The 21,405-nt window shown below is 43.6% G+C and carries 19 protein-coding genes; 12 read left to right on the top strand and 7 right to left on the bottom strand.

What is annotated here, in order from left to right:
* The first annotated feature begins 1 nt into the window (after window position 1).
* The 5 genes from opp4B (at window position 2) to NSQ50_RS24275 (ending at window position 9,809) form a co-directional block, all read left to right on the top strand.
* Window positions 2-964 (top strand): oligopeptide ABC transporter permease, encoded by a 963-nt coding sequence (gene opp4B, locus NSQ50_RS24295; RefSeq protein WP_036677612.1) that lies wholly within the window; start codon window positions 2-4, stop codon window positions 962-964.
* Window positions 965-991: 27 nt separating this feature from the next.
* Window positions 992-1,897 carry an ABC transporter permease gene (locus tag NSQ50_RS24290; protein ID WP_051490985.1) on the top strand — a complete coding sequence of 302 codons (906 nt, stop codon included), beginning with the start codon at window positions 992-994 and terminating at the stop codon, window positions 1,895-1,897.
* Window positions 1,898-1,916: 19 nt separating this feature from the next.
* On the top strand, window positions 1,917-3,767 hold the full coding sequence (locus NSQ50_RS24285) for an oligopeptide ABC transporter substrate-binding protein (RefSeq protein WP_036677608.1): 1,851 nt from the start codon (window positions 1,917-1,919) through the stop codon (window positions 3,765-3,767).
* A gap of 292 nt (window positions 3,768-4,059) precedes the next feature.
* Complete coding sequence (locus NSQ50_RS24280; RefSeq protein ID WP_076141545.1) at window positions 4,060-6,792, top strand: glycoside hydrolase family 9 protein; 2,733 nt, start codon at window positions 4,060-4,062, stop codon at window positions 6,790-6,792.
* A 32-nt stretch (window positions 6,793-6,824) separates the two neighbouring features.
* The gene (locus NSQ50_RS24275; protein ID WP_081386958.1) at window positions 6,825-9,809 is read left to right on the top strand and encodes a glycoside hydrolase family 48 protein; all 2,985 of its coding nucleotides are present in this window, start codon (window positions 6,825-6,827) and stop codon (window positions 9,807-9,809) included.
* A gap of 363 nt (window positions 9,810-10,172) precedes the next feature.
* Here NSQ50_RS24275 and mnmA read toward each other — a convergent pair whose 3' ends face one another.
* A complete protein-coding gene (gene mnmA, locus NSQ50_RS24270) occupies window positions 10,173-11,294 on the bottom strand; it encodes a tRNA 2-thiouridine(34) synthase MnmA (protein ID WP_076141568.1) in 1,122 nt (373 codons plus the stop codon).
* A 294-nt stretch (window positions 11,295-11,588) separates the two neighbouring features.
* On the opposite strand from mnmA, the gene cymR reads away from it, so the two are divergent.
* The gene (gene cymR, locus NSQ50_RS24265) at window positions 11,589-12,008 is read left to right on the top strand and encodes a cysteine metabolism transcriptional regulator CymR (RefSeq protein WP_036677599.1); all 420 of its coding nucleotides are present in this window, start codon (window positions 11,589-11,591) and stop codon (window positions 12,006-12,008) included.
* A 191-nt stretch (window positions 12,009-12,199) separates the two neighbouring features.
* On the opposite strand, the gene NSQ50_RS24260 is transcribed toward cymR, so the two are convergent.
* Genes NSQ50_RS24260 through NSQ50_RS24250 form a run of 3 tightly spaced genes read right to left on the bottom strand, consistent with a single transcriptional unit; the run spans window position 12,200 to window position 13,785 of the window.
* Window positions 12,200-12,655: a GNAT family N-acetyltransferase gene (locus NSQ50_RS24260; RefSeq protein WP_076141546.1), complete on the bottom strand. Its 456-nt coding sequence runs from the start codon at window positions 12,653-12,655 to the stop codon at window positions 12,200-12,202.
* A 42-nt stretch (window positions 12,656-12,697) separates the two neighbouring features.
* Window positions 12,698-13,342, bottom strand: coding sequence for a YczE/YyaS/YitT family protein (locus tag NSQ50_RS24255; protein WP_038572968.1), 645 nt, complete (start codon window positions 13,340-13,342; stop codon window positions 12,698-12,700).
* Window positions 13,339-13,785: a GNAT family N-acetyltransferase gene (locus NSQ50_RS24250; protein ID WP_038572966.1), complete on the bottom strand. Its 447-nt coding sequence runs from the start codon at window positions 13,783-13,785 to the stop codon at window positions 13,339-13,341. Before NSQ50_RS24250 ends, NSQ50_RS24255 begins: the two co-directional genes overlap by 4 nt.
* Before the next feature lie 128 nt (window positions 13,786-13,913).
* Here NSQ50_RS24250 and NSQ50_RS24245 point away from each other — a divergent pair, with 128 nt between their 5' ends.
* On the top strand, window positions 13,914-14,366 hold the full coding sequence (locus tag NSQ50_RS24245; RefSeq protein WP_036677586.1) for a MarR family winged helix-turn-helix transcriptional regulator: 453 nt from the start codon (window positions 13,914-13,916) through the stop codon (window positions 14,364-14,366).
* A 167-nt stretch (window positions 14,367-14,533) separates the two neighbouring features.
* Here the strand turns inward: NSQ50_RS24245 and NSQ50_RS24240 are convergent, their stop codons facing one another.
* Window positions 14,534-14,977 carry a carboxymuconolactone decarboxylase family protein gene (locus tag NSQ50_RS24240; RefSeq protein ID WP_076141548.1) on the bottom strand — a complete coding sequence of 148 codons (444 nt, stop codon included), beginning with the start codon at window positions 14,975-14,977 and terminating at the stop codon, window positions 14,534-14,536.
* 289 nt (window positions 14,978-15,266) lie between these two features.
* Between NSQ50_RS24240 and NSQ50_RS24235 the strand changes: the two genes are divergently transcribed.
* Complete coding sequence (locus tag NSQ50_RS24235; protein WP_155288181.1) at window positions 15,267-15,416, top strand: hypothetical protein; 150 nt, start codon at window positions 15,267-15,269, stop codon at window positions 15,414-15,416.
* Between the two features lie 204 nt (window positions 15,417-15,620).
* On the opposite strand, the gene NSQ50_RS24230 is transcribed toward NSQ50_RS24235, so the two are convergent.
* Window positions 15,621-16,865 carry a sialidase family protein gene (locus NSQ50_RS24230; RefSeq protein ID WP_051490984.1) on the bottom strand — a complete coding sequence of 415 codons (1,245 nt, stop codon included), beginning with the start codon at window positions 16,863-16,865 and terminating at the stop codon, window positions 15,621-15,623.
* A 167-nt stretch (window positions 16,866-17,032) separates the two neighbouring features.
* On the opposite strand from NSQ50_RS24230, the gene NSQ50_RS24225 reads away from it, so the two are divergent.
* The 3 genes from NSQ50_RS24225 to NSQ50_RS24215 all read left to right on the top strand — a co-directional run bounded on the left by NSQ50_RS24225 (window position 17,033) and on the right by NSQ50_RS24215 (window position 19,899).
* Window positions 17,033-17,407, top strand: coding sequence for a hypothetical protein (locus NSQ50_RS24225; protein WP_036677578.1), 375 nt, complete (start codon window positions 17,033-17,035; stop codon window positions 17,405-17,407).
* Between the two features lie 159 nt (window positions 17,408-17,566).
* Window positions 17,567-18,775 carry a glycosyltransferase family 2 protein gene (locus NSQ50_RS24220; protein ID WP_036677575.1) on the top strand — a complete coding sequence of 403 codons (1,209 nt, stop codon included), beginning with the start codon at window positions 17,567-17,569 and terminating at the stop codon, window positions 18,773-18,775.
* A 26-nt stretch (window positions 18,776-18,801) separates the two neighbouring features.
* The gene (locus NSQ50_RS24215; protein ID WP_036677572.1) at window positions 18,802-19,899 is read left to right on the top strand and encodes a glycosyltransferase family 4 protein; all 1,098 of its coding nucleotides are present in this window, start codon (window positions 18,802-18,804) and stop codon (window positions 19,897-19,899) included.
* 113 nt (window positions 19,900-20,012) lie between these two features.
* Here NSQ50_RS24215 and NSQ50_RS24210 read toward each other — a convergent pair whose 3' ends face one another.
* A complete protein-coding gene (locus NSQ50_RS24210) occupies window positions 20,013-20,681 on the bottom strand; it encodes an SOS response-associated peptidase (protein ID WP_036677569.1) in 669 nt (222 codons plus the stop codon).
* 156 nt (window positions 20,682-20,837) lie between these two features.
* On the opposite strand from NSQ50_RS24210, the gene NSQ50_RS24205 reads away from it, so the two are divergent.
* Window positions 20,838-21,293 (top strand): DUF523 domain-containing protein, encoded by a 456-nt coding sequence (locus tag NSQ50_RS24205; protein WP_036677566.1) that lies wholly within the window; start codon window positions 20,838-20,840, stop codon window positions 21,291-21,293.
* The last annotated feature ends 112 nt before the right edge of the window (window positions 21,294-21,405 follow it).

Genomic DNA, 21,405 nt, shown 5'->3' with positions numbered 1-21,405 from the left:
TATGTGGAAGATTATCGTTCGTAGAATTCTTATAATGATCCCTCAAGTAGTTCTATTAAGTATTCTTGTTTTTCTTATGGCGAAGGCGATGCCTGGTGACGCACTTTCAGGAATGCTTGATCCGAATATTGACCCGGCGGCCATTGATGCGATGAGAGAAAAGCTCGGTTTAAATGATCCATGGTACATCCAGTACTGGGATTGGATCACTAAAGCGATACAAGGGGATTTCGGCCAGTCCTTCCGTTTCAAAATGCCGGTCTCAGAGCTAATCGGTCAACGCCTGATGAATACCCTTTGGCTGGCCATTGTTACGCTGATTCTTACATACCTTATTGCTATCCCGCTTGGTATTACCAGCGGACGTTATAACGATTCGTGGCTGGATCGCTTGATAACTGGCTATACCTATATTGGATTTGCTGCACCGTTGTTTATATTTGCACTCTTAATGGTATGGGTTTTCGGGTTTCATTTTCATTGGTTTCCTACCAGCGGCAGTGTCAGTCCCGGGGAAGTTCCAGGTACACTAAGTCACTTCTGGAGTAAATTCTATCATCTGCTTCTGCCTGCGCTATCTATGGCGCTAATTGCAACGGTTGGGACTGTACAATATCTGAGAAATGAGATCATTGATACGAAGCAAAAAGATTTCATTCTCACTGCTAGAGCTAAAGGGGCTTCGGAGTCACGCGTATACAATCGTCATATTTTGAGAAACTCCTTGCTGCCGATCGCTGCATTTTTTGGATATGAGATCACTGGACTAATCGGTGGTACGGTGTTCGTTGAAACGATCTTCAGCTATCCAGGAATGGGTTTGCTGTTTCTAAGTTCGATAACGATTCGGGATTTCAGCGTGGTAACAGCTCTTGTTCTTCTGTATGGGGTTGCTTCCATCGTCGGTGCGTTGTTATCAGACATTATTTTAAGTATCGTAGATCCTCGTATCCGGATTAAATAAGAAGATGAACACTTTGGGGTGAATGAAATGGCAAAGACGAGCGCAGAGATAGCTCTGCTGCAGGAAACTGATAAAAGTCCATCGGGCTTCAAAATTGTTTGGCGGGAGATGGTGCGGGATAAGCTGGCACTGATCTCATTGATTTTCCTATTTACGATTATTGCTGCTGTATATGGGATCTCCTTATTTTTAGATCAGAAAGAAATTGTCACGGTTGACTTGTTCGCCCTATATGAGAAGCCTTCGGCTGTGCATTGGCTGGGGACTGATTATGGAGGACGGGATGTATTCGGTCAATTAATTATAGGAACACGAAATTCCATGTCTATTGCCTTTATGGTTACTTTTTTTACGGGAATTATCGGTATTCTGGTAGGTTTAGTCTCAGGTTACTTTGGGGGAACGGTAGATAATGTCGCGATGCGTATTGTGGATTTCTTCATGATTCTACCTTTTCTAATGATTGTTATAGCTTTTGTCAGCGCAGTTCCTAAGTACAATACATTGACCTTCTCCTTTATCATGACAGCATTTCTTTGGATGGGGATTGCCAGGCTAATTCGTTCCAAGACATTGCAAGAGAAGGAATTGGATTATGTTCAGGCATCTAAGACCCTAGGCTCCTCCAATCTAAAAATTATGTTCACGCAAGTTCTGCCGAACTTAAGCTCTATCATTATCGTAACGATGACCTTGAATCTGGCAGCTAATATTGGATTGGAATCAGGCCTATCCTTTCTAGGTTTTGGTTTTCCAGAAAGTACACCCAGTCTGGGTACTCTAGTAAGCTATGCGAGAAATCCGCAGACCCTTGAGTTCAGATGGTGGATCTGGTTACCCGCATCATTGCTGATCCTGGTATTGATGTTGAGTATAAATAATGTGGGTCAAGCGCTTAAACGTGCGACCGACGCAAGACAAAGAAAAGGATAATAAGGGAGGAAATGATTAAATGAGAAAAGCCATTCGTTCAAAAGCTTTACTAGTTTCATTAATGTTTGTAATGTTGTTCGCTCTTGCGGCTTGCGGCTCCAAGAACAACAACGAAGCGGCTGAATCAACAGCAGCTCCTAGCGCCAGCGCACCTGCGGCAACTGCAGAAGCAACGGCCGCGCCTGAGGCAGAAGACGGACTTTATAACATTAAAGATTTTAGTAACGTTAAGACTAACCAAGGTGAAGCTATTGACGGAGGGACAATTACATTTGGACTTGTTTCCGATAGTCCATTTGAAGGTACTTTGAACTGGAACTTCTATTCTGGAGATCCAGATGCTCAAGTTCTGAACTGGTTTGATGAAGGTTTGTTAACTTGGGATAAAGACTATGTATATACTAATGATGGTGCGGCTACTTATGAAGTTGCAGAAGATGGACGGACCTTTACCTTTACGATTCGCGACAATGTAAACTGGCAGGATGGTAAGCCAGTAACGGCTGAAGACTGGTTGTTCGCCCATGAAGTTATTGGTAATCCTGCTTATGATGGTCCTCGTTATGGTTCTGACTTCACTAATATTGAAGGCATGGATGAGTACCATTCCGGTAAAGCCAAGACCATATCCGGGATTAAAGTGCTGGGTGATAAGAAACTGCAGATTACTTATAAGCAATCTACACCTTCCTTGTTAACGGGTAGCGTATGGATTTATCCATTAGCCAAACATATCTTTGGCGGCATGGATGTTGCCAAAATCTCCTCTTCCCCTGAAGTCCGCCAAAAGCCAATTGGCTTCGGAGCTTTTAAAGTAGAGAGCATCGTTCCTGGTGAGTCTGTAGTATTTGTTAAGAATGAAGATTACTGGCGCGGAGCCCCAAAACTGGATAAAGTAATTTTGAAGGTTATCAACCCAACAACGATTGTACAAGAACTGAAATCTGGCGGAGTTGACTTGGTGGATTCCTTCCCTATTGATCAATTCCCGGATAATGCAAAGATGTCAAACGTTGAATTCCTGGGTGCGGTTGATCGTGCTTATACGTATATAGGCTTTAAGCTTGGTAAATGGGATGCAGAGAAAAAAGTTGTTGCAACAGATCCTAAAGCTAAAATGGCGGATGTAAATCTGCGTAAAGCCATGTGGGCTGCTGTAGATAATGATACTGTCGGTAAGAAGTTTTATAATGGACTTCGCTGGAATGCGACTACGTTGATCCCACCTTCCCATCCTGAATTCCATGATGCTTCCAATCCAGGTGTAGCTTATGATCCAGAAGCAGCTAAGAAGATCCTGGATGACGCTGGTTACAAACTAAACGGTGAATTTAGAACGAATCCAGATGGCAGCGAGCTGAAGATTAATTTCATTTCGATGACTGGTGGAGACATTGCTGAGCCGCTGGCTCAATATTATGTACAATCCTGGAAAGCGATTGGTCTGAATGTAACTTTGGAAATGGTAGAGTTTAATACCTTCTATGATCGCATAGGTCAAAATGGTGAGGATGATCCTACTGTTGATGTGTACCAAGGCGCTTGGGGTGTAGGGATTGACGTTGACCCATCAGGTCTGTATGGCAAAGATGCAATCTATAACTTCCCGCGTTACTCGAGTGCAGAGAACGATCGTTTGCTCGCCGAAGGGATCTCCGAGGCTGCATTTGATGTAGACAAACGTAAAGAAATCTATAAAGAGTGGCAACAATTTATGGTTGATGAGATTCCAGTATTCCCAACACTTTATCGTGCTGTAATAGTGCCAGTTAATAACCGCGTCCTGAATTATTGGGCTGTTGGTGATGGAGTTGAAATCTATTATAACGACATTGCGGTTTCTGCAGATAAAGCTGCGGTAGCTCAGTAAGAGGGTATTAATGAACAGCAGTTCAAGGAGAGATCCTGAGCTGCTGTTTTTTATTTTTCATTAAATTAACAATAATTCCTATATTTTGTGCATTATTTACTGTAAAAATATAGTGTTTTAATGAAATATATGGTATATTTTGGGTGAGAGCGAAACTTTCGCTTAAATATAGCTCTTAGAGAGAGGTGAGTGGATGATCGCAATGACGGGTACCTGATTCAAGTGAGGGAGGTGTTACGGGACTGAGGTGTAATCTTTCTTGTGGCATTCACTGAAGAGAGGGGCAGTAGAAATGATCAAGAGGTATAGGAAACAAGGACTGGTGATCAGTTTGTTGTTTACGCTTACATTTTGTTCAAATGCTGCATTTCAACCGGCGATAGCAGAGGCGGCGGCCGGAGACTATAACTATGCGGAGGTTCTTCAAAAATCTATTTATTTCTACGAAACCCAGCGGTCTGGTGAATTGCCAGATAACAATCGGGTGGAATGGCGGGGCGATTCCGGTCTTTTGGACGGGGCGGATGTGGGACATGATCTGACTGGTGGTTGGTATGATGCCGGTGATCACGTTAAATTCGGTCTGCCTATGGCTTATTCTACGACGATGCTGGCGTGGTCGGTTTATGAGTACAAGCAAGGATATGAGGGGTCTGGGCAGCTGGAGGAAATATTAGACAATATTCGCTGGGCAACCGATTATTTTGTAAAAGCTCATACTGCTCCTAACGAGCTGTGGGGACAAGTTGGTAACGGAACAACCGATCATAATTGGTGGGGACCCGCAGAAGTCATGCAGATGCAGAGACCTTCCTACAAAATTGATGCCACTCATCCCGGATCAGATCTTGCCGCAGAAACAGCTGCAGCGTTAGCTTCAGCATCCATTATTTTCAGGGATACGGATGCCGTATATGCGGACAAGCTGCTGCTGCATGCTAAACAGCTTTATAATTTTGCTGACACTTACCGCGGCTCCTATTCCGATAGCATTACCGATGCCAAACAATATTATAATTCTTGGAGCGGTTATGCGGATGAATTGAGCTGGGGGGCTGTCTGGTTGTATTTGGCGACTAACGATCAGCAGTATCTCAATAAGGCTATTGCAGCAAGTGATCAATGGGGAACGAATCAGGCTGGAAACTGGGGTTATCAGTGGACGCAGTCTTGGGACGACAAGCATTATGGCGCTCAATTACTGTTGGCACGAATCACCGGGCAGACCAAGTTCATTCAATCCACTGAACGGAATATGCAGTATTGGACGACTGGAGTGGGTGGAACAAGTGACCGTGTTGCCTATACACCTGGCGGACTAGCCCATCTGGATCAATGGGGCGCATTGCGTTATGCAGCCAATCAGGCTTTTATAGCCTTCGTTTACTCGGACTGGGTGAGCGATCCGGTGAAGAAAGATACGGCGCGTTCTTTCGCGGAGAGACAAATTACGTATATGCTTGGCGACAATCCACGAAACAGCAGTTATGTTATCGGTTATGGTAATAATTCTCCTCAGCATCCCCATCATCGAACCTCACATGGATCATGGAATGATAGTCAGACCGTTCCGGTAAATCATCGCCATGTCTTGTACGGAGCGCTAGTTGGAGGCCCGTCCAAAACAGACAGCTACACCGACTCCATTAACGATTATGTCTCGAATGAAGTTGCAACCGATTACAATGCAGCTTTTACAGGAGCTATTGCAAAAATGGTGCTGCTGCATGGACAAGGGCAACAGCCGCTTGCACAATTTCCACCTGCAGAGACACGTGAAGATGAGATGTTTGTCGAAGCCTCTGTGAATGCTAGTGGCAGCAACTTCGTAGAGATTCGAGCATTGCTGAATAACCGTACGGGCTGGCCGGCACGGGCCAGTAAAGAGATGTCTTTTAACTACTATGTGGATCTTAGTGAAGCGATAGCGGCTGGTTATGCTCCTGAGGATATTACGGTTACGGCGGGAGGCTACAATCAGGGTGGAACGGTGTCTGCACTTCAGCCTTACGATGCAGCTAACCATATCTACTATACTAAGGTTGATTTTACAGGTACTTTGATTTATCCGGGTGGACAATCTGCTCATCGTAAGGAGATTCAATTCCGAATTGCAGCCCCGCTGAACACTAACTTCTGGAATAATGCTAATGATTATTCATTCCAAGGTGTGGCAGCTCAAGGAGCAACTCCTGTAAAAACAGCGAACATTCCGGTGTTTGATGCAGGTGTGCACATGTATGGAGAACTTCCAGCGGGTGGTGGACAACCTGGAGAACCTCAAGTCCCTGCACGTCCGACTAATGTTCAGGCAGTAGCAGGTAATGGGACTGTCCATTTGACTTGGAATGCCATTAGCGGGGTTAGTGAATATACCGTTAAACGCAGTGAAGTGAGTGGAGGCCCGTATACGGTGCTTGAGAATGTCATGGGAACGGATTACATGGATAGTGGACGGGTGAACGGAACCACTTATTATTATGTGATCACTGCCACGAATAGTGTAGGGGAGAGCTTGCCATCTATACAGGTTAGTGCCAAACCCCAAGAACCAACACAGCCCACAACGGGGAATTTGAAGGTGCAATATCGTACGAATGATACGAATGCCAGTGATGGACAGCTGCGCCCTCAGTTCCGAATTATGAATACAGGAACCGAGTCTGTGGCACTTAGCGGCTTGAAGCTGCGTTATTATTTCACTGTGGATGGGGATAAACCACAACAGTTTCATTGTGATTATGCTGTAGTGGGCAGTGGTAATTTAAGCGGCAGTTTTGTTAAGCTGAATCCCGCCAGTACGGGCGCGGATTATTATCTGGAGATTTCTTTTGGTGCAGGGGCTGGAAGCGTAGCGCCTGGTGGAGATAGCGGCGAGATTCAGGCTCGCACCAATAAGACGGACTGGACGGCTTACAATGAAACGGATGATTATTCCTACAGCGCGGTTCAGCAGACATTTGCCGATTGGAATAAAGTTACACTTTATCAAGGTGAAACACTTGTATGGGGCTTAGAACCATAAATATATCCAAGAGAGGGAGCTTGCCTAAGATGATGAAATTGAGCTTAATAAAGAAGCCTGTTTCTGTAATGATGGCCGCAGTCCTGTTTCTCTCACTCATGACCGGTCTATTTAATTTTAGACCTCAGACTGCTCACGCTTCTACTACGGAGCAGACGCGATTTCTGCAATTATATGCGCAGCTAAAAGACCCCGCAAATGGTTATTTCTCTGCTGAAGGAGTACCTTATCATGCGGTAGAGACCTTGATGAGTGAAGCCCCTGATTACGGACATATGACGACCTCAGAAGCTTACAGTTATTGGATGTGGCTTGAGGTACTCTATGGTTATCACACAGGGGACTGGACTAAGCTGGAATCAGCTTGGGACAACATGGAGAAGTATATCATCCCTATTAACGAAGGTGATGGCAAGGAAGAACAGCCAACCATGAGTTATTACAATCCGAACAGCCCGGCTACGTATGCAGCGGAGCATGCTCAGCCGGATCAGTATCCAAGTCAGCTAGGTGGCCAGTATGCAGCAGGTAAAGATCCGCTAGATGCTGAATTGAAGGCGACGTATGGCAACAACCAGACCTACTTGATGCACTGGCTGGTAGACGTGGACAACTGGTACGGCTTCGGCAACTTGCTGAATCCTACGCATACAGCCGCTTATGTGAATACATTCCAACGGGGTGAACAAGAGTCCGTTTGGGAGGCGGTCCCTCACCCGTCTCAAGATGACAAAACGTTCGGAAAAGCAAACGAAGGCTTCATGAGCCTGTTCACAAAAGAAGCTAACGTGCCTTCCGCTCAATGGCGTTACACGAATGCTACAGATGCCGATGCACGGGCAGTACAAGCAATGTACTGGGCTAAAGAGCTCGGCTACAACAATACAGTGTATTTGAATAAAGCTAAGAAAATGGGCGATTTCCTGCGGTACGGTATGTATGATAAATACTTCCAAAAAGTAGGAAGTGCAGCTACTGACGGCACACCTGATGCCGGGACTGGCAAAGATTCCAATCAATATCTTCTGGCTTGGTATACCGCATGGGGCGGTGGAATTGGAGCTACAGGAAACTGGGCTTGGAGAATCGGGGCGAGCCATGCCCACCAAGGGTATCAGAATGTCGTGGCTGCCTACGCACTTTCTGATTCGGATGGTGGTCTGATCCCGTCATCAGCTACAGCTGGACAGGATTGGGAAAATTCTCTGAAACGTCAATTGGAATTCTATACTTGGCTGCAGTCCTCTGAAGGGGCAATTGCCGGAGGAGCGACCAATAGTTATCAAGGCGCCTACAAGGCTTATCCAGCCGGAACCAGTACTTTTTATGGCATGGCATATGACGAAGCTCCAGTCTACCACGATCCTCCATCCAATAACTGGTTCGGGATGCAGGCATGGAGTGTGGAGCGGGTAGCAGAGCTGTACTATATCCTTGCTTCTAACGGAGACACTACATCTGAAAACTTTCAAATGGCAAAACAAGTTATAGAAAATTGGGTAGATTGGTCTAAAGATTATGCCTTTGCCAACAAACGTCCAGTTACGGATGCTGAAGGTTACTACCTGAACAGTCAAGGTAATCGAATTCTTGGAGGAGACAACCCACAAGTGGCAACAGTCTCTGCACCAGGAGAGTTCTGGATTCCAGGTAATGTGGAATGGACAGGACAACCTAATACGTGGAATGGCTTCAGTGGTTCTGCAGCAAACAGTAACCTGAAAGCCGTAACTAAGAGTCCAAGCCAAGATACAGGTGTACTGGGCAGCTATATTAAGGCACTTACCTTCTATGCGGCTGGCACCAAAGCTGAACATGGCAGCTACAGTACTCTGGGAGGAGAGGCTCAGGTACTGGCTAAATCTTTGTTAGACACGGCATGGGGTTATAACGATGGAGTTGGTATTGCAACTACCGAAAGCCGTGGAGATTATTCTCGCTATTTCACTAAAGAAGTCTATTTCCCAAGCGGTTGGACAGGTACATTCGGCCAAGGAAATACGATCCCTGGTTCATCTACAGTGCCTTCCGATCCAGCTAAAGGCGGAAACGGGGTATACGCAAGCTATACCGATATCCGTCCAAATATCGTGAATGACTCCAAGTGGCAATATTTGCTGGACAAATACAATACTTCTTTTAATAAAGTGACTAAAACTTGGGACAATGGAGCCCCTGAATTTACCTACCATCGCTTCTGGTCGCAAGTAGATATGGCAACTGCTTATGCTGAATACGATCGACTGATCAACAGCAGTGTGCCTACTGAGCCAGTAGCTCCAAAAGCACCTTCCAAACCAAGTGTGGTCGCTGGTAACAAAGTTGTAGATCTTAGTTGGAACAACGTAACTGGAGCTACTAGCTACACTGTGAAAAGAGCTGCGACAACTGGTGGCCCTTACAGCGATGTGGCTGTTGTCACTCAGGCGACTTACAATGACGCTTCAGTGGTTAACGGTACGGATTACTACTACGTAGTTAGTGCTTCCAACGTGGTTGGAGAGAGCCCAAATTCGCTTGAGGTTCACGCCAAGCCTATTGATGTGCCGATTCCGGTACAAGGAGATTTGCTGGTGAAATACCGGACAAGTGATACCAATCCGGGAGATATTCAGTTCCGCCCGCAGCTGCAAATTGTTAACAATGGGGATACGGCTGTAGCGCTTAGCGATGTAAAGCTGCGGTATTATTACACGATTGATGGCGATAAACCTCAACAATTTAATGTTGACTATGCTAACATCGGTGGAAGTAATATACAGGGAACATTCGTGAAGGTGGACCCTGCCAAAACTGGAGCGGATTATTATTTAGAAATCTCCTTCGGCGCAGGTGCAGGCAGTCTTGCACCGGGAGCCAACACGGGTGATATCCAGATCCGGGTCAACAAAACGGATTGGAGCAATTACAACGAGGTTGGAGACTACTCTTATGATCCTGCCAAAACATCGTACACGGAATGGAATCATGTGCTGTTGTATTTGAATGGTGATCTAGCATGGGGACTTGAGCCTTAAAGTCTAAATAAGGGAAGCCCTAGCCATTTGGCTGGGGCTTTTTTTAGTAATTGGCTAGTTAGCGACTGCGACTAAATGTGGCTTCATATCCATTTTAATTGTATTTCCTACAACTAAAATACACCCTAGCCGCGCCAACGTAATTTAGTTGCACTTCATACAACTATTTATCAGTATATGGGTATTTATTGAGGTATAAGCTCAGTTTAACTGTACAATATACAACTAAAACCCAAAAAGAAATAAAAAAGCACGAAATAGCTGTATTAAATACAACTATTTCGTGCTTTTGGTATGTTAGTTAGATATTGTGAGTTACTACGATTACTTGTAGATAGGCTTTTATAGAAGCTTGGCTTACATTCACACTTGTGCTGAAGGAACAACCTTCTGCGCGTATTCTATCGTTCCGCCGCCGAGACATTGCTCGCCGAGATAGAAGACAACGGCTTGACCAGGTGTGATAGCTTTTTGTGGAACATCAAAGGCTACATTTATTGTTCCATCTTCACGCGCTGTAAGGGTCACGCCTTGATCTGGCTGGCGATACCGGAACTTGGCGGTGCATTTCAGCGGCTCTTGCCCAAGCTCTTGACCGTCAATCCAGTTAACACCGGAAGCAATCAGGCTAGTAGAGTACAGGCTATGGTGCTTGTCTCCTTGTACTACATAAAGAATGTTGCGGCTAAGGTCTTTCTCAGCTACAAACCACGGTTCGCCGTTGCCAGAGCCACCAATACCAAGGCCTTGGCGTTGGCCTAACGTGTAATACATAAGTCCGTCGTGGCGGCCTTTGATCTCTCCAGTTACTATGTCAACCATATCGCCAGCTTGTGCCGGGAGATATTGACTGAGGAATTCGCGGAAGTTGCGCTCGCCGATAAAGCAGACGCCTGTGCTATCTTTTTTCTTGGCAGTGTAAAGTCCTGCTTCTTCAGCAATTCTCCGCACTTCAGGTTTCGGCAGATGTCCAATAGGGAACATTGTTTTAGAGAGTTGATGTTGCCCCAGTGCATTCAGGAAATAGGTTTGATCCTTATTGTTGTCTACGCCGCGGAGCAGCTTGTACACACCATCTTCTTCTATAACACGTGCGTAATGTCCAGTTGCGACATAATCGGCACCAAGCTGAAGAGCTTTGTTCAAAAATTCTCCAAACTTAATCTCGCGGTTGCACATGACGTCAGGATTTGGCGTCCGGCCGGCCTTATATTCATCGAGAAAATAAGAAAATACCTTATCAAAGTATTCCTTCTCGAAATTAACGGTATAGTAAGGAATATCAATCTGCTCGCATACGCGGCGAACATCCTCTGCATCGCTTTCGGCCGTACATACTCCGAATTCGTCGGTATCGTCCCAGTTCTTCATGAAGATGCCGATGACGTCATAGCCCTGCTGCTTGAGCAGAAGCGCCGTGACGGAGGAATCGACCCCTCCGGACATGCCGACGACGACACGGGTGTCTTGTTTTGCTTTTGTCATCGTAATCACCATTTCTGTACCCAAAATACCGGTCATTCATGGAACACCCGGCTCAAAATGTATTATAACATACCTGTCTACTCTAAACCTCTGAAATAAGAGACTGGAAACAACAAAATGTCCACCTGGGGTGAACATTCTCGTAAAATGTTTCGTTTACCATTTCATTTGTGACTTCGGATATGATAACATAAACTGAGAGTAATTATCGGAATACCTTGATATGACAATCAAAATGACTTGCCGAATCAATAGTATACAATAATCAGACATTAAACTGAAAGAGGTGCCCCTTTGAAAATATCAACCAAAGGTCGTTACGGACTAACAATTATGATGGAGCTTGCACTGAAATTTGGTGAAGGACCAACTTCACTTAAGAGTATCGCTGAGAAAAATGGTCTTTCCGAGCATTATCTGGAGCAACTAATTGCTCCTCTGCGCAATGCAGGGCTTGTAAAAAGTATTCGTGGAGCATATGGCGGATACATTTTGTCGCGTGAGGCGAACGCTATCACTGCCGGTGATATCATCCGTGTGCTGGAGGGCCCTATCTCTCCTGTAGACTTCACGGAAGAGGACGATGCAGCGAAACGGGATTTATGGTTGCGTATTCGTGACAGCATTGCCGATGTGCTGGATTCCACAACACTTTATGATTTGATTAACTACAAAGAAGAGAGTTTGGCTGACAATTACATGTTTTATATTTAGTCCTCGAATGAAAGATATTCCAAAAAAAAATGTGTCAACGTTTAGGCTCCCATTTGGGAGTCTTTTTTTATCTGCGATTCTATTTGTTCTTACGCTTATTAAAGAGCGCGATCCAGCAGCAAGAGGCTCCGATGAACGCTGCGAGAATCGGTATCCATTGATTAGTAGTCAAATTAGCATCTCCATAGTGCTTATAATTCTTTCGTCATAAAAACACTATAGGGGTCTTCAATGTAATCTGCAAACGGACTGCAGTATTCAAATCCATATTGTTCATATAATTTTCTAGCTGCTTCGAACCCTTCAGTGGATCCGGTTTCTAAGCTCAGCCGCCGATAGCCTTGTTGCTTAGCTTCCTTAATGATATGGGCAAGCATTTTAGATGCAATGCCCTTCCTAAGATGCTTGGTAGAAGTACGCATGGATTTGATTTCACCATGATGGCTACCCAGGTCTTTAAGAGCACCGCAACCTAAGAGTTCGCCCTGCTCCCAGGCGCTCCAGAAGGTAATTTCAGGTGTTTTTAATTTATCTAAATTCAACGCATGTACACTCTCTGGCGGGGATTGCTCAAACATGCTCTGCAGATGTTCACTGATCAATGCTATGATTTCGGTTCCGGTTAAGTTATCGATTCTAAACTCCATATTATTCACTCCCAATGATAAGATTATGGTTTGCTCTATATATCATATTTCTTTAGCGGAGTCCGCTGTTGTATGTTGTAGCAATCGGTCCAAGGCTTTCTGTATAAGTGGCATAAAGTAATTAAGAATTAAGCCGCCTAAACAAATGGTAAGTAGAGTGCCAATCCCAATAGGCCCATTGAAAATAATGGCGGCAAATAAGAAAACCAGATAAATGATTGTTTTAGTAAATAGTATACTAAGCCTAGTTATCGTTTGCAGTACTAATGTTAGTCGGTCCACTGGAATCGGTGCGAAATTTGCGTACAAATAAATGGATGTACCTAATCCAATTGCGATTAAGCCTAAACCATAAAAGGCGATTTTACTGATCCACAGATTAGGCTCGATCAGATTGTTTAACAAAAAAAGCCACATATCGATACCAATGCCTGCTATAAATGCAGTTACCAACCCTAATAATTCTGGTCTTTGCTTGGATAAACATGAATTACATCCAATCAATAGGCATGCGATCAGCACTTCCCAACTGCCTACTGTAAGACCGACATTTTGGGATAGACCGACTAAAAGTGCATCAAAAGGTGACGCTCCAAGATCGGAGATTATTGTTAGTGAAACGCCTAGGGTTAAGATGAAAATTCCGCAAGTGAAAATGGAAAACGTAGTTACACTAAACTTCTTCATTCTATTGAAGCAGAAAGATCTTTAATCATTAAAAGATGAGGGATGCCATCCTCCATAAATTCAGTAGATGAAGCCCGATAACCAAGTTTCTTATAGAACCCCTCTGCCTGAGTTTGCCCGTGCAATTTAACCTTTTGATGCCCCTTTTCAACCACGATCTCTTCTAATGCAGAAATAATTTTTTTCCCAATTCCAAATTTACGATAAGGTTCTAGGATGCAAATACGCTCTAACTTACCTAATCCATCAAGAAAGCGGATCCTTCCTGTGGCAACTGGTTGCCCATCATAATAGGCGAGAACATGCTCACATTCTCCATTCAGCGTATCGAATTCATCAAATTCATCATTAAGGGGTACGCCTTGTTCCTCAACAAATACTTTTTTTCTTATTGAAAATGCAGCTTCAAGTTCCTCGATTAGTGTAATTCTTTTAAGATTCATTCTTGCTTACTCCATTCTGTATTTGTTTTTTTTAGGAAAAACGTCATAATGAATTAACGACAATTATAAGTATATATATAATCAATATTGTTGTAAATACAACATTATTGGAACTGGTAGGTGATTGAATGAAGGAGATACTTCGTGAAGTTGGAATGATAGCGAGGGCATTAGATTCCATAAGTAATATAGAGTTCAAGGAATTAGAGCTTACAAAGGGGCAGTATTTATATCTGGTCCGGATATATGAGAATCCAGGTATTATTCAAGAAAAGCTGTCGGAAATGATAAAGGTGGACCGAACAACAGCAGCGCGTGCGATTCAGAAACTTGAAATCCAAGGTTTTATTGAAAAGAAAGACGATGAAACGAACAAAAAAATAAAAAGGTTATTCACAACTGAAAAAGGTAAACAAGCCTATTCTTTTCTGAAGAGAGAAGGGGAACATACCGATTTGGTTGCGTTAGCAGGATTATCTGAAAAAGAAACGGAAGTATTGTTTCAACTCTTGCAAAGGGTTAGGAAAAATGTTGAGGTTGAGTGGGAATACGTAAAGAAGGGAAATAAAAGAGAGTACTAAAATCAGCAATTGTTATTGAACTAACCCAACGCGATCGCATGAAAAAATGCCTTGCTAGTGATAATACTGGCAGGGCATGTTAATGTGATGATCTATATATCAACGGAGCCGTGGAACGTGCGGAGCGGAGAATAAAAAAAACACCCTAAGGTGTTCTTTGAGGGTAATTATTGTTCTGCGGGTGTATTTCCCATTGCAATAGAAATTCTGTTCCAACTGTTGATTTGATTAATGACCAGTACAAGATCAATATATTGTTTCTCATCGTATTGTTCACGTACTCGTTTATATAGCTCATCAGGAACTCTTTTGGAAGGGATTAGCGTAATATGCTCAGATAGTTCGAGAGCAACCTTCTCTTCAGGTGTATAAAAAGTACATTCCTCCCAAACATTTAAACAATAAATTCGTTGTTCGATTTCACCCATTTTACGAGCTTCGGATGTATGCATATCTATGCAGAAAGCACATCCGTTAATTTGAGAAACTCTGATTTTGATAAGTTCTCTTGTAGTCCGATTAATCGTAGATTTTTTGGTGTACATCTCCATATCCATCATGATTTTCATACCCTCAGGTGCAACTTCATTGTAGGCAACTCTTTGACTCATTTGGCAAGACTCCTTAGGCTTTAGTTTAGGAATAGTATAACTTTATTTTAACACTATTATTCTTTATATGCGAACATTTGTGCTTATTTACTTATGAGAAGGCAGAAATCACCCGATGACCTCTGCATTGGTATACATAATGTTCCAAATCTAGTATTCTAGTAAGAAGATTTTATACGGATGATGTGAAATACATAGGAGCCCGTAATGAGACGTAGTTAACATAATAATACTCAAAATGAGGTGTTTTAAAATGGGCAAGAATTATCGTTGGAGGCACGAGAAAGGAATGGGAGTATTTCGAATGTTTGGTGTGATATTTATTTTTACTCTAATGCTTAAGGGCGTCACGTTATTAGTTCAGGGAATGGAGAGTCTGGTAAGAAATACATATGAATTTGGTTATGCTTTTGGATCTTTATTAGAGAAGGTTTTTTAACTGAAAAATCGAACATATGTAATATCAAAGCCCAGTATGCTATGGATCTTGCCAGAGTGGGAATCGGCGATGATGCGGATGCGAAAGCTCAGCGTAACAGCGTTCAAGTTCATGAAAATATTTTCTTTTTCATTACCTGCACTAAAAAGCCTATCGCCTAATCCCCGGCAATAGACTTTTTATGATGTGGGCAGCCAGCCCCAATCAAGTAATAACTACATCGGAATATCCCGCAAAAATAGTCTGTGTTCCCGGACTAGTATCTGTCCATACGCCGATATATCCTCCAGGCGGAACGGAAGTGATATCAATATAATCCCCTATTAAGGTTACAGGTCCTGTACCTCCAGCATTCGGATCGAAGGAAACGTTAGTTATTCTAGTGTTGGTAAATGTCTGTCCACCGTTAATGGATCGCGCAACATATACATCTAGCAAAAATCCGTTAACCTGATTGCTGTAATAGATCACATTTACTACGCCCGTCAAAGGGTCGACATCGATCGCAGGAAAAAAGTTCTGAGATCCCGCGGGTGCACCGGTAATACTAACGGGAGTGCTCCAAGTCATGCCCCTGTCGTTTGAAATGGACATGAATACATCAGAGTACCCTTGGCGGAAATCCTGCCAGATGGTATACACACGGTTGGTAAAGGGTCCGACTGATCGATCGGTTGAAATATTCGCAAATGTTAAGACCCGAAAAGCATAGCCGGGAACGGGCAGGACTATGGGCACAGGTACGATCGTGGACACAAGAACAGGGGCGCCAAACGTTGTTCCACCATCCAAAGAAGTTCTGATCACAAATCGGAATTCCGGATTTGTCGTAATCCATGCTCCATACACGCTGCCTATCAAATCCACAGCCACATCGGGACGTTCTACCTGATTAGCTTCACTGGAAAGCAGGATGGGAGTGTCCCATGTGGCTCCATTATCACGAGATCGACTAAGAAAAGCTGTCGAGTTACCTCCGTTAGCTACATTGAACTGATGATTGTAAGAAACATAGATATTTCCTAAATATGGGCTAGATTGTCCTACATCGATTGTGATATTTGTTTCGTCATTATTAATGTAGGTTCCATACCCGCTACTTACAATTACAGGGCTGCTGAAATTAGTACCATTGTTGGTGGAAATATAGAATATAGTTGTTCCGTCTGAAGCGCCTGGAAAAGCATGTGCAGAAATGGCAAATGTATTCGGAAAGGAGTACGCAACAGCAGGTGCTTCGGCCCCTGTAAATCCTGGAGGCAGAGGCAGTAAAGCTTGTGACCAGTTGGCACCGCCATCTAACGAGCGATACATCCCTATTAATGGAACTCCGGTTGTAGTGTCTACAGCTACAGCAATCATGATCCCGGGAATAAGCAGATTCACAGCAACATAGGGTTCAAACTTTGGTGGCAAACCTGTAGTGACCTGAAAATTGAAATTGGTCATTGTCACCTCTCCTTTTTCATCTTTAATCTATGTTATGAAAAAAGCGGGAAAGGAACTGTATACCTGTCTATTTGGCTATTATTCCACGTGTTAACCCCTCCTCTTGCCTCACAACTATAAGCTAGCTGTTGAATAAGTTGATAGAAACCAAGAGGAGGAGTGAGAAAATGCCTTATACAACAGGTCTTATTACGAATACGAGAGCAACTGGTACTGCAGCGAGTAATGTAGTGGTCAGTGTTCGTAACACAAGTAATGCGAGTGCAATGATGATTGTCGAAGTCTTCGGTGTTCCATATTCCTTGCCAGCTCTTACCCCGCTTTATGTCACAGGTTATTTCGTTCCTGCAAAGAGTTCTGATATTAGAGAGTTTTTCATTGGGGGGAATCTGGCTTACGAGGTGCAAATTAGTAGTCCTTATCCTTTGGCAGAAGTAGTCACCTCTGTTTATGGGCTGGATGAGTTCGGAAATCTAGTTACCGATCAGCGGGTGCTTCAATCTGAAATGACGGAGATTACCGCTCTTTCTATACCTGTATAATAGTAATATTTAGACCATTAAGCAGCAGTCGCTGAAAGAAATAGGGCGATTGCTGCTTTTTTAGGCGTAATAAAGTATTTTAAGGGCATTCACACAGTCAGATGGGAGGAATCAAAATATACTGATTTTATACTCCAATGTAGAGAGAGGTAAAAAATCATGGCGGATGTAGGAGTAGTTATGCCTGTGTATACCCAAAAGCCGGAGTTCTTACGGCAAGCTCTGCAGTCTGTTCTACACCAATCTTTTACCAATTTTCGGCTGGTTGTTGTGATCGATGGTGCACCTGAAATGGAACCGCTCGTGAGATCCATTATTGTCGAAGATCCAAGGGTAACGGTTATCTCTTACGTACAGAACAGGGGTATAGCACATGCACTGAATACCGGCTTTGATCTTTTGTATAGTGAGCCTAGTATTCAATATCTAAGTTGGGTTTCCAGCGACAATGTTTATGAACCCCGTTTCCTCGAAATCCTTCGGGGGGCGCTAGTTAGAGGTCCACAGGAGTTAGGCATCGTGTACAGTTCTTTTCAAAGCATCGATAACGAGGGAAGGTTTCTTCATAACGAACATCAATTAGCTACTCAGCGTAATTATCAGTCACAGCCTAAAGAGAGATTGCTGGATTACTCGCTTATTGGCGTTTCTTTTATGTACAAAGCACAGATTGCGAAGCTTGTTGGAGCTTATGGAATGGAACCGGTGGAGGATTATGATTACTGGCTGAGACTGGCTGAACATTGTGAAATTCGCTTTATACCGGTGGAACTGGTGAATTATCGTGTGGATTCTACCTTTAGTGTATCTGCCCAATTACATTCGGTTGAAAATCATCGTAGATGGAGATATGCCTATCATTTGACCCGCCATCAGGCACGGTTTCGCAGAGGAATTCCGGCGATGATTACCGTTCTATATCCTGTAGTGAATGCTTGTGCGGATGAAATAACGCGGATAGAGAATCTGTACGAACAAACGTATAGCAATTATGAATGCCGGGTGTTGGATTTATCAACTACGCGTCAGCCATCGGCTCTATTGGAAACCATACCTCATCCTGCGACAGCGTTCGCCTGGCTGCCTGGAGCTGTGGAGTCACACGCGATTTGCAGTGCTATAGAACAACTATCCACTCCATTCACGATAGTTTTAGGTCCAAAAGTTTTTATAGGAGCGCTCGATATTGAGTACATGCTGGAAGCTTTGGTAACTACGGGCGGGGATACGACTTCCAATTACTATACGGATGATCATAGCCTGATTGGATTTCGACACAGACATGTCCCATCGACCAAAGGCCACTATTATAATGAGCTGTTTCGCAGCGCAGATCTGTATGATTTGTTGAAGACCTCTTTTACCTAAAAATAATTTGCGAATGAGTGATCATAATGAAGATTTTGTTCACTTTTTATAACCCGAGTGGAGGTATGCAAACCCTGAACCGAGTTCGCTGCCAAGCGTTACATGCTCGCGGTGTAGAGTGCCATTTACTGTATACACACCATGGAAAAGGACAGCAGAATATCCGTAACATTCAAACGCATATTACCAATAGCGATGACGAGATCAGGGCAATGCTTGCTCGTGAAGCTTTTGACTTAATTGTAGTGTGTACGGATATTAACTTAGCAGAGCGGATTCGAGGGTTCGGGTATAAAGGGCCGCTTGTTTTTGAAGTGCAGGGTTTAGGCACCTTAGATGAAGCTGAGCAGGTCGTTAATAATTTTACAGAGCGCATTTACAGGCTCACCGATGCACTGCTGTATCCAGAAACAACCCATTTGCAGGCGCTTTTCAAAGGCGGATTTCCAACCATTCCACAATATTGTTTTGATGATCCGATCGATTGCGATCAGTTTGGATATACCAATTATCCCGCGAAAAGTTTCCCTATCCTCGGCTGGGTAGGACGCATTCAAACGAATAAGAATTGGCGGGAATTTCTGCAAATCGGGCAAAGGCTGCTGGCGATCCATCCCGAACTTTATTTATGGATTTTTCAGGATGATACTTTGTTTGATCCAGAGCAAAAAGAAAGCTTTGATCAATTTGTAGCTGAGACGGGGATTTCTTCACGGTTGATTTCGTATTCCAATATTCCTCATGAGCAAATGGCAGATTATATGAGTATTATTGGTGATTCGGGAGGTTTGCTCCTTTCTACCTCTATTTTGGAAGGGTTTGGATACGCGGTTGCTGAGGCGATGTTGTGCCGTTGTCCTGTACTTACTACAGATTCAGACGGCGTTCGTAGACTCGTCATTAACAATCACACTGGAAAAATATACACTAGAGGGCAGCTGGATGAAGCTGTGGTTGCTGCTCTATCCTTAATGAATGATCCAGAACTACGGGCCAGAATCAGGATGAATGGAGAATGGCATATCCGGACTAACCTATCCTCTGAGCTGTATGCAGACAGATTTCTACAGATGTATCATCAATTGATGGGACGCAGAATTCATATTGAGCGGCGCTGGTCTTAACTCTGCGGTTAATCCGCAGGGTTAAAATGTTTTTTCATGGATAAACAACGAGGTCAGAATTAGTGTCAATAAAAGGGTGATAATCATTCCTACCATTTGAATAATATTGTTTTCTATATCTCATTGATTAATTCCTTCGTATTATTCCGAACATTTCCCACTGCAGTAGAAACCGGGTAGGCTCTCATTTGATGCTGATCATAGGGTTTAAGAAGCTTTATTAACGAAGTTGCGTCCTGATTGTCCCGGCTCAGCCATTCTGGCTCATCCTCAGGCTTCAAAATAACTGGCATACGGTTATGGATTTCAGCCATAAGTTCATTTGGGGTAGTCGTTATAATCGTGCAGGTACTTAATTTATTACCTTCAGGGTCCATCCAAATATCATACAATCCGGCCATTGAAAAAATACCCCCATCGCGCATCACGATTCGCATGGGTTGTTTGCTATTGCCCTGAACCTTCCATTCATAGAAGCCATCAGATGGAATGATGCAGCGGCGGGAGCTTACTAATCGCTTGAAAGAAGGCTTCTCAAGGAGTGACTCTGCCCGGGCATTGATCATTTTACTGCCGATTTTGTCATCTTTGGCCCATGAAGGAACCAGACCCCAGCGCAGTTCCCCAAGTTTATTGCTGGATCCTGTGTTAATGACTGCCGGAATTTGCTGCATGGGTGCTGCGTTATATGTTGGAGCATAGTGGATAATGGTTGAATCATTCGCAAAATATCTGACCATCAGCTCTTCCATGGTGACGGTTATCGTATATCGTCCGCACATTTTATACACTTCCCATTCGGTCGTTTTTGAGGCTGGATTTGTTTACAGCTTGTAATCAGCATGTTATGCTCGAAATATTTCTTAGCTTGAACGGCTGTTAAGGGTTGTATCTTATTATAAACGAAGCATAATGAATGAAGAAAGCGGTGCATATAGGTGATTTTGGTAAGCTCTTGTTTAGCTGGTATGAAGGTAAGATATAATGGCACGGATTGTTTGGATGAGAAAATTCAGAAGCTTTTGAATGAGAATCAAGCTATTGCTGTGTGTCCGGAATTATTAGGGGGATTCTCTACGCCTAGAGAGCCAGCTGAAATTGTCGGCGGGGATGGTGAGGCTGTGCTTGCAGGAACGGCTAAAGTAGTGGACCGATCGGGCATAGATGTAACAGAACTATATTTAAAAGGGGCTTATATTACGCTTGAGAAAGCTCAAGAAGTTTCAGCTACGATGGTAGTCCTCAAGGAAAACAGTCCTTCTTGCGGCAGCACCATGATTTATAACGGAGAGTTCAAAGGGAAGAAGATCGCTGGGAACGGCGTGACTGCAGCTTTACTTAGAAAAAACGGCATAGAAGTTACCTCTGAAGAGAATTGGCTGTCATTACCTTAGCCTGTGCAGGGAATTGATTACAATATTGTGTTCTTTAGTTTGTGGAAAACTAACTTCTCGCGCGGTATAATTTAATAGTTCTTAAAAACGAACTGTTTTCCTATACCCTAGA

It is taken from the genome of Paenibacillus sp. FSL R10-2788 (genome assembly GCF_038003885.1).
GTDB classification, from domain to species: Bacteria; Bacillota; Bacilli; order Paenibacillales; family Paenibacillaceae; genus Paenibacillus_AQ; species Paenibacillus_AQ odorifer.
The sequence above is the reverse complement of the archived record's forward strand: the minus strand, read 5'-3'. Positions and strand labels throughout refer to the sequence as shown.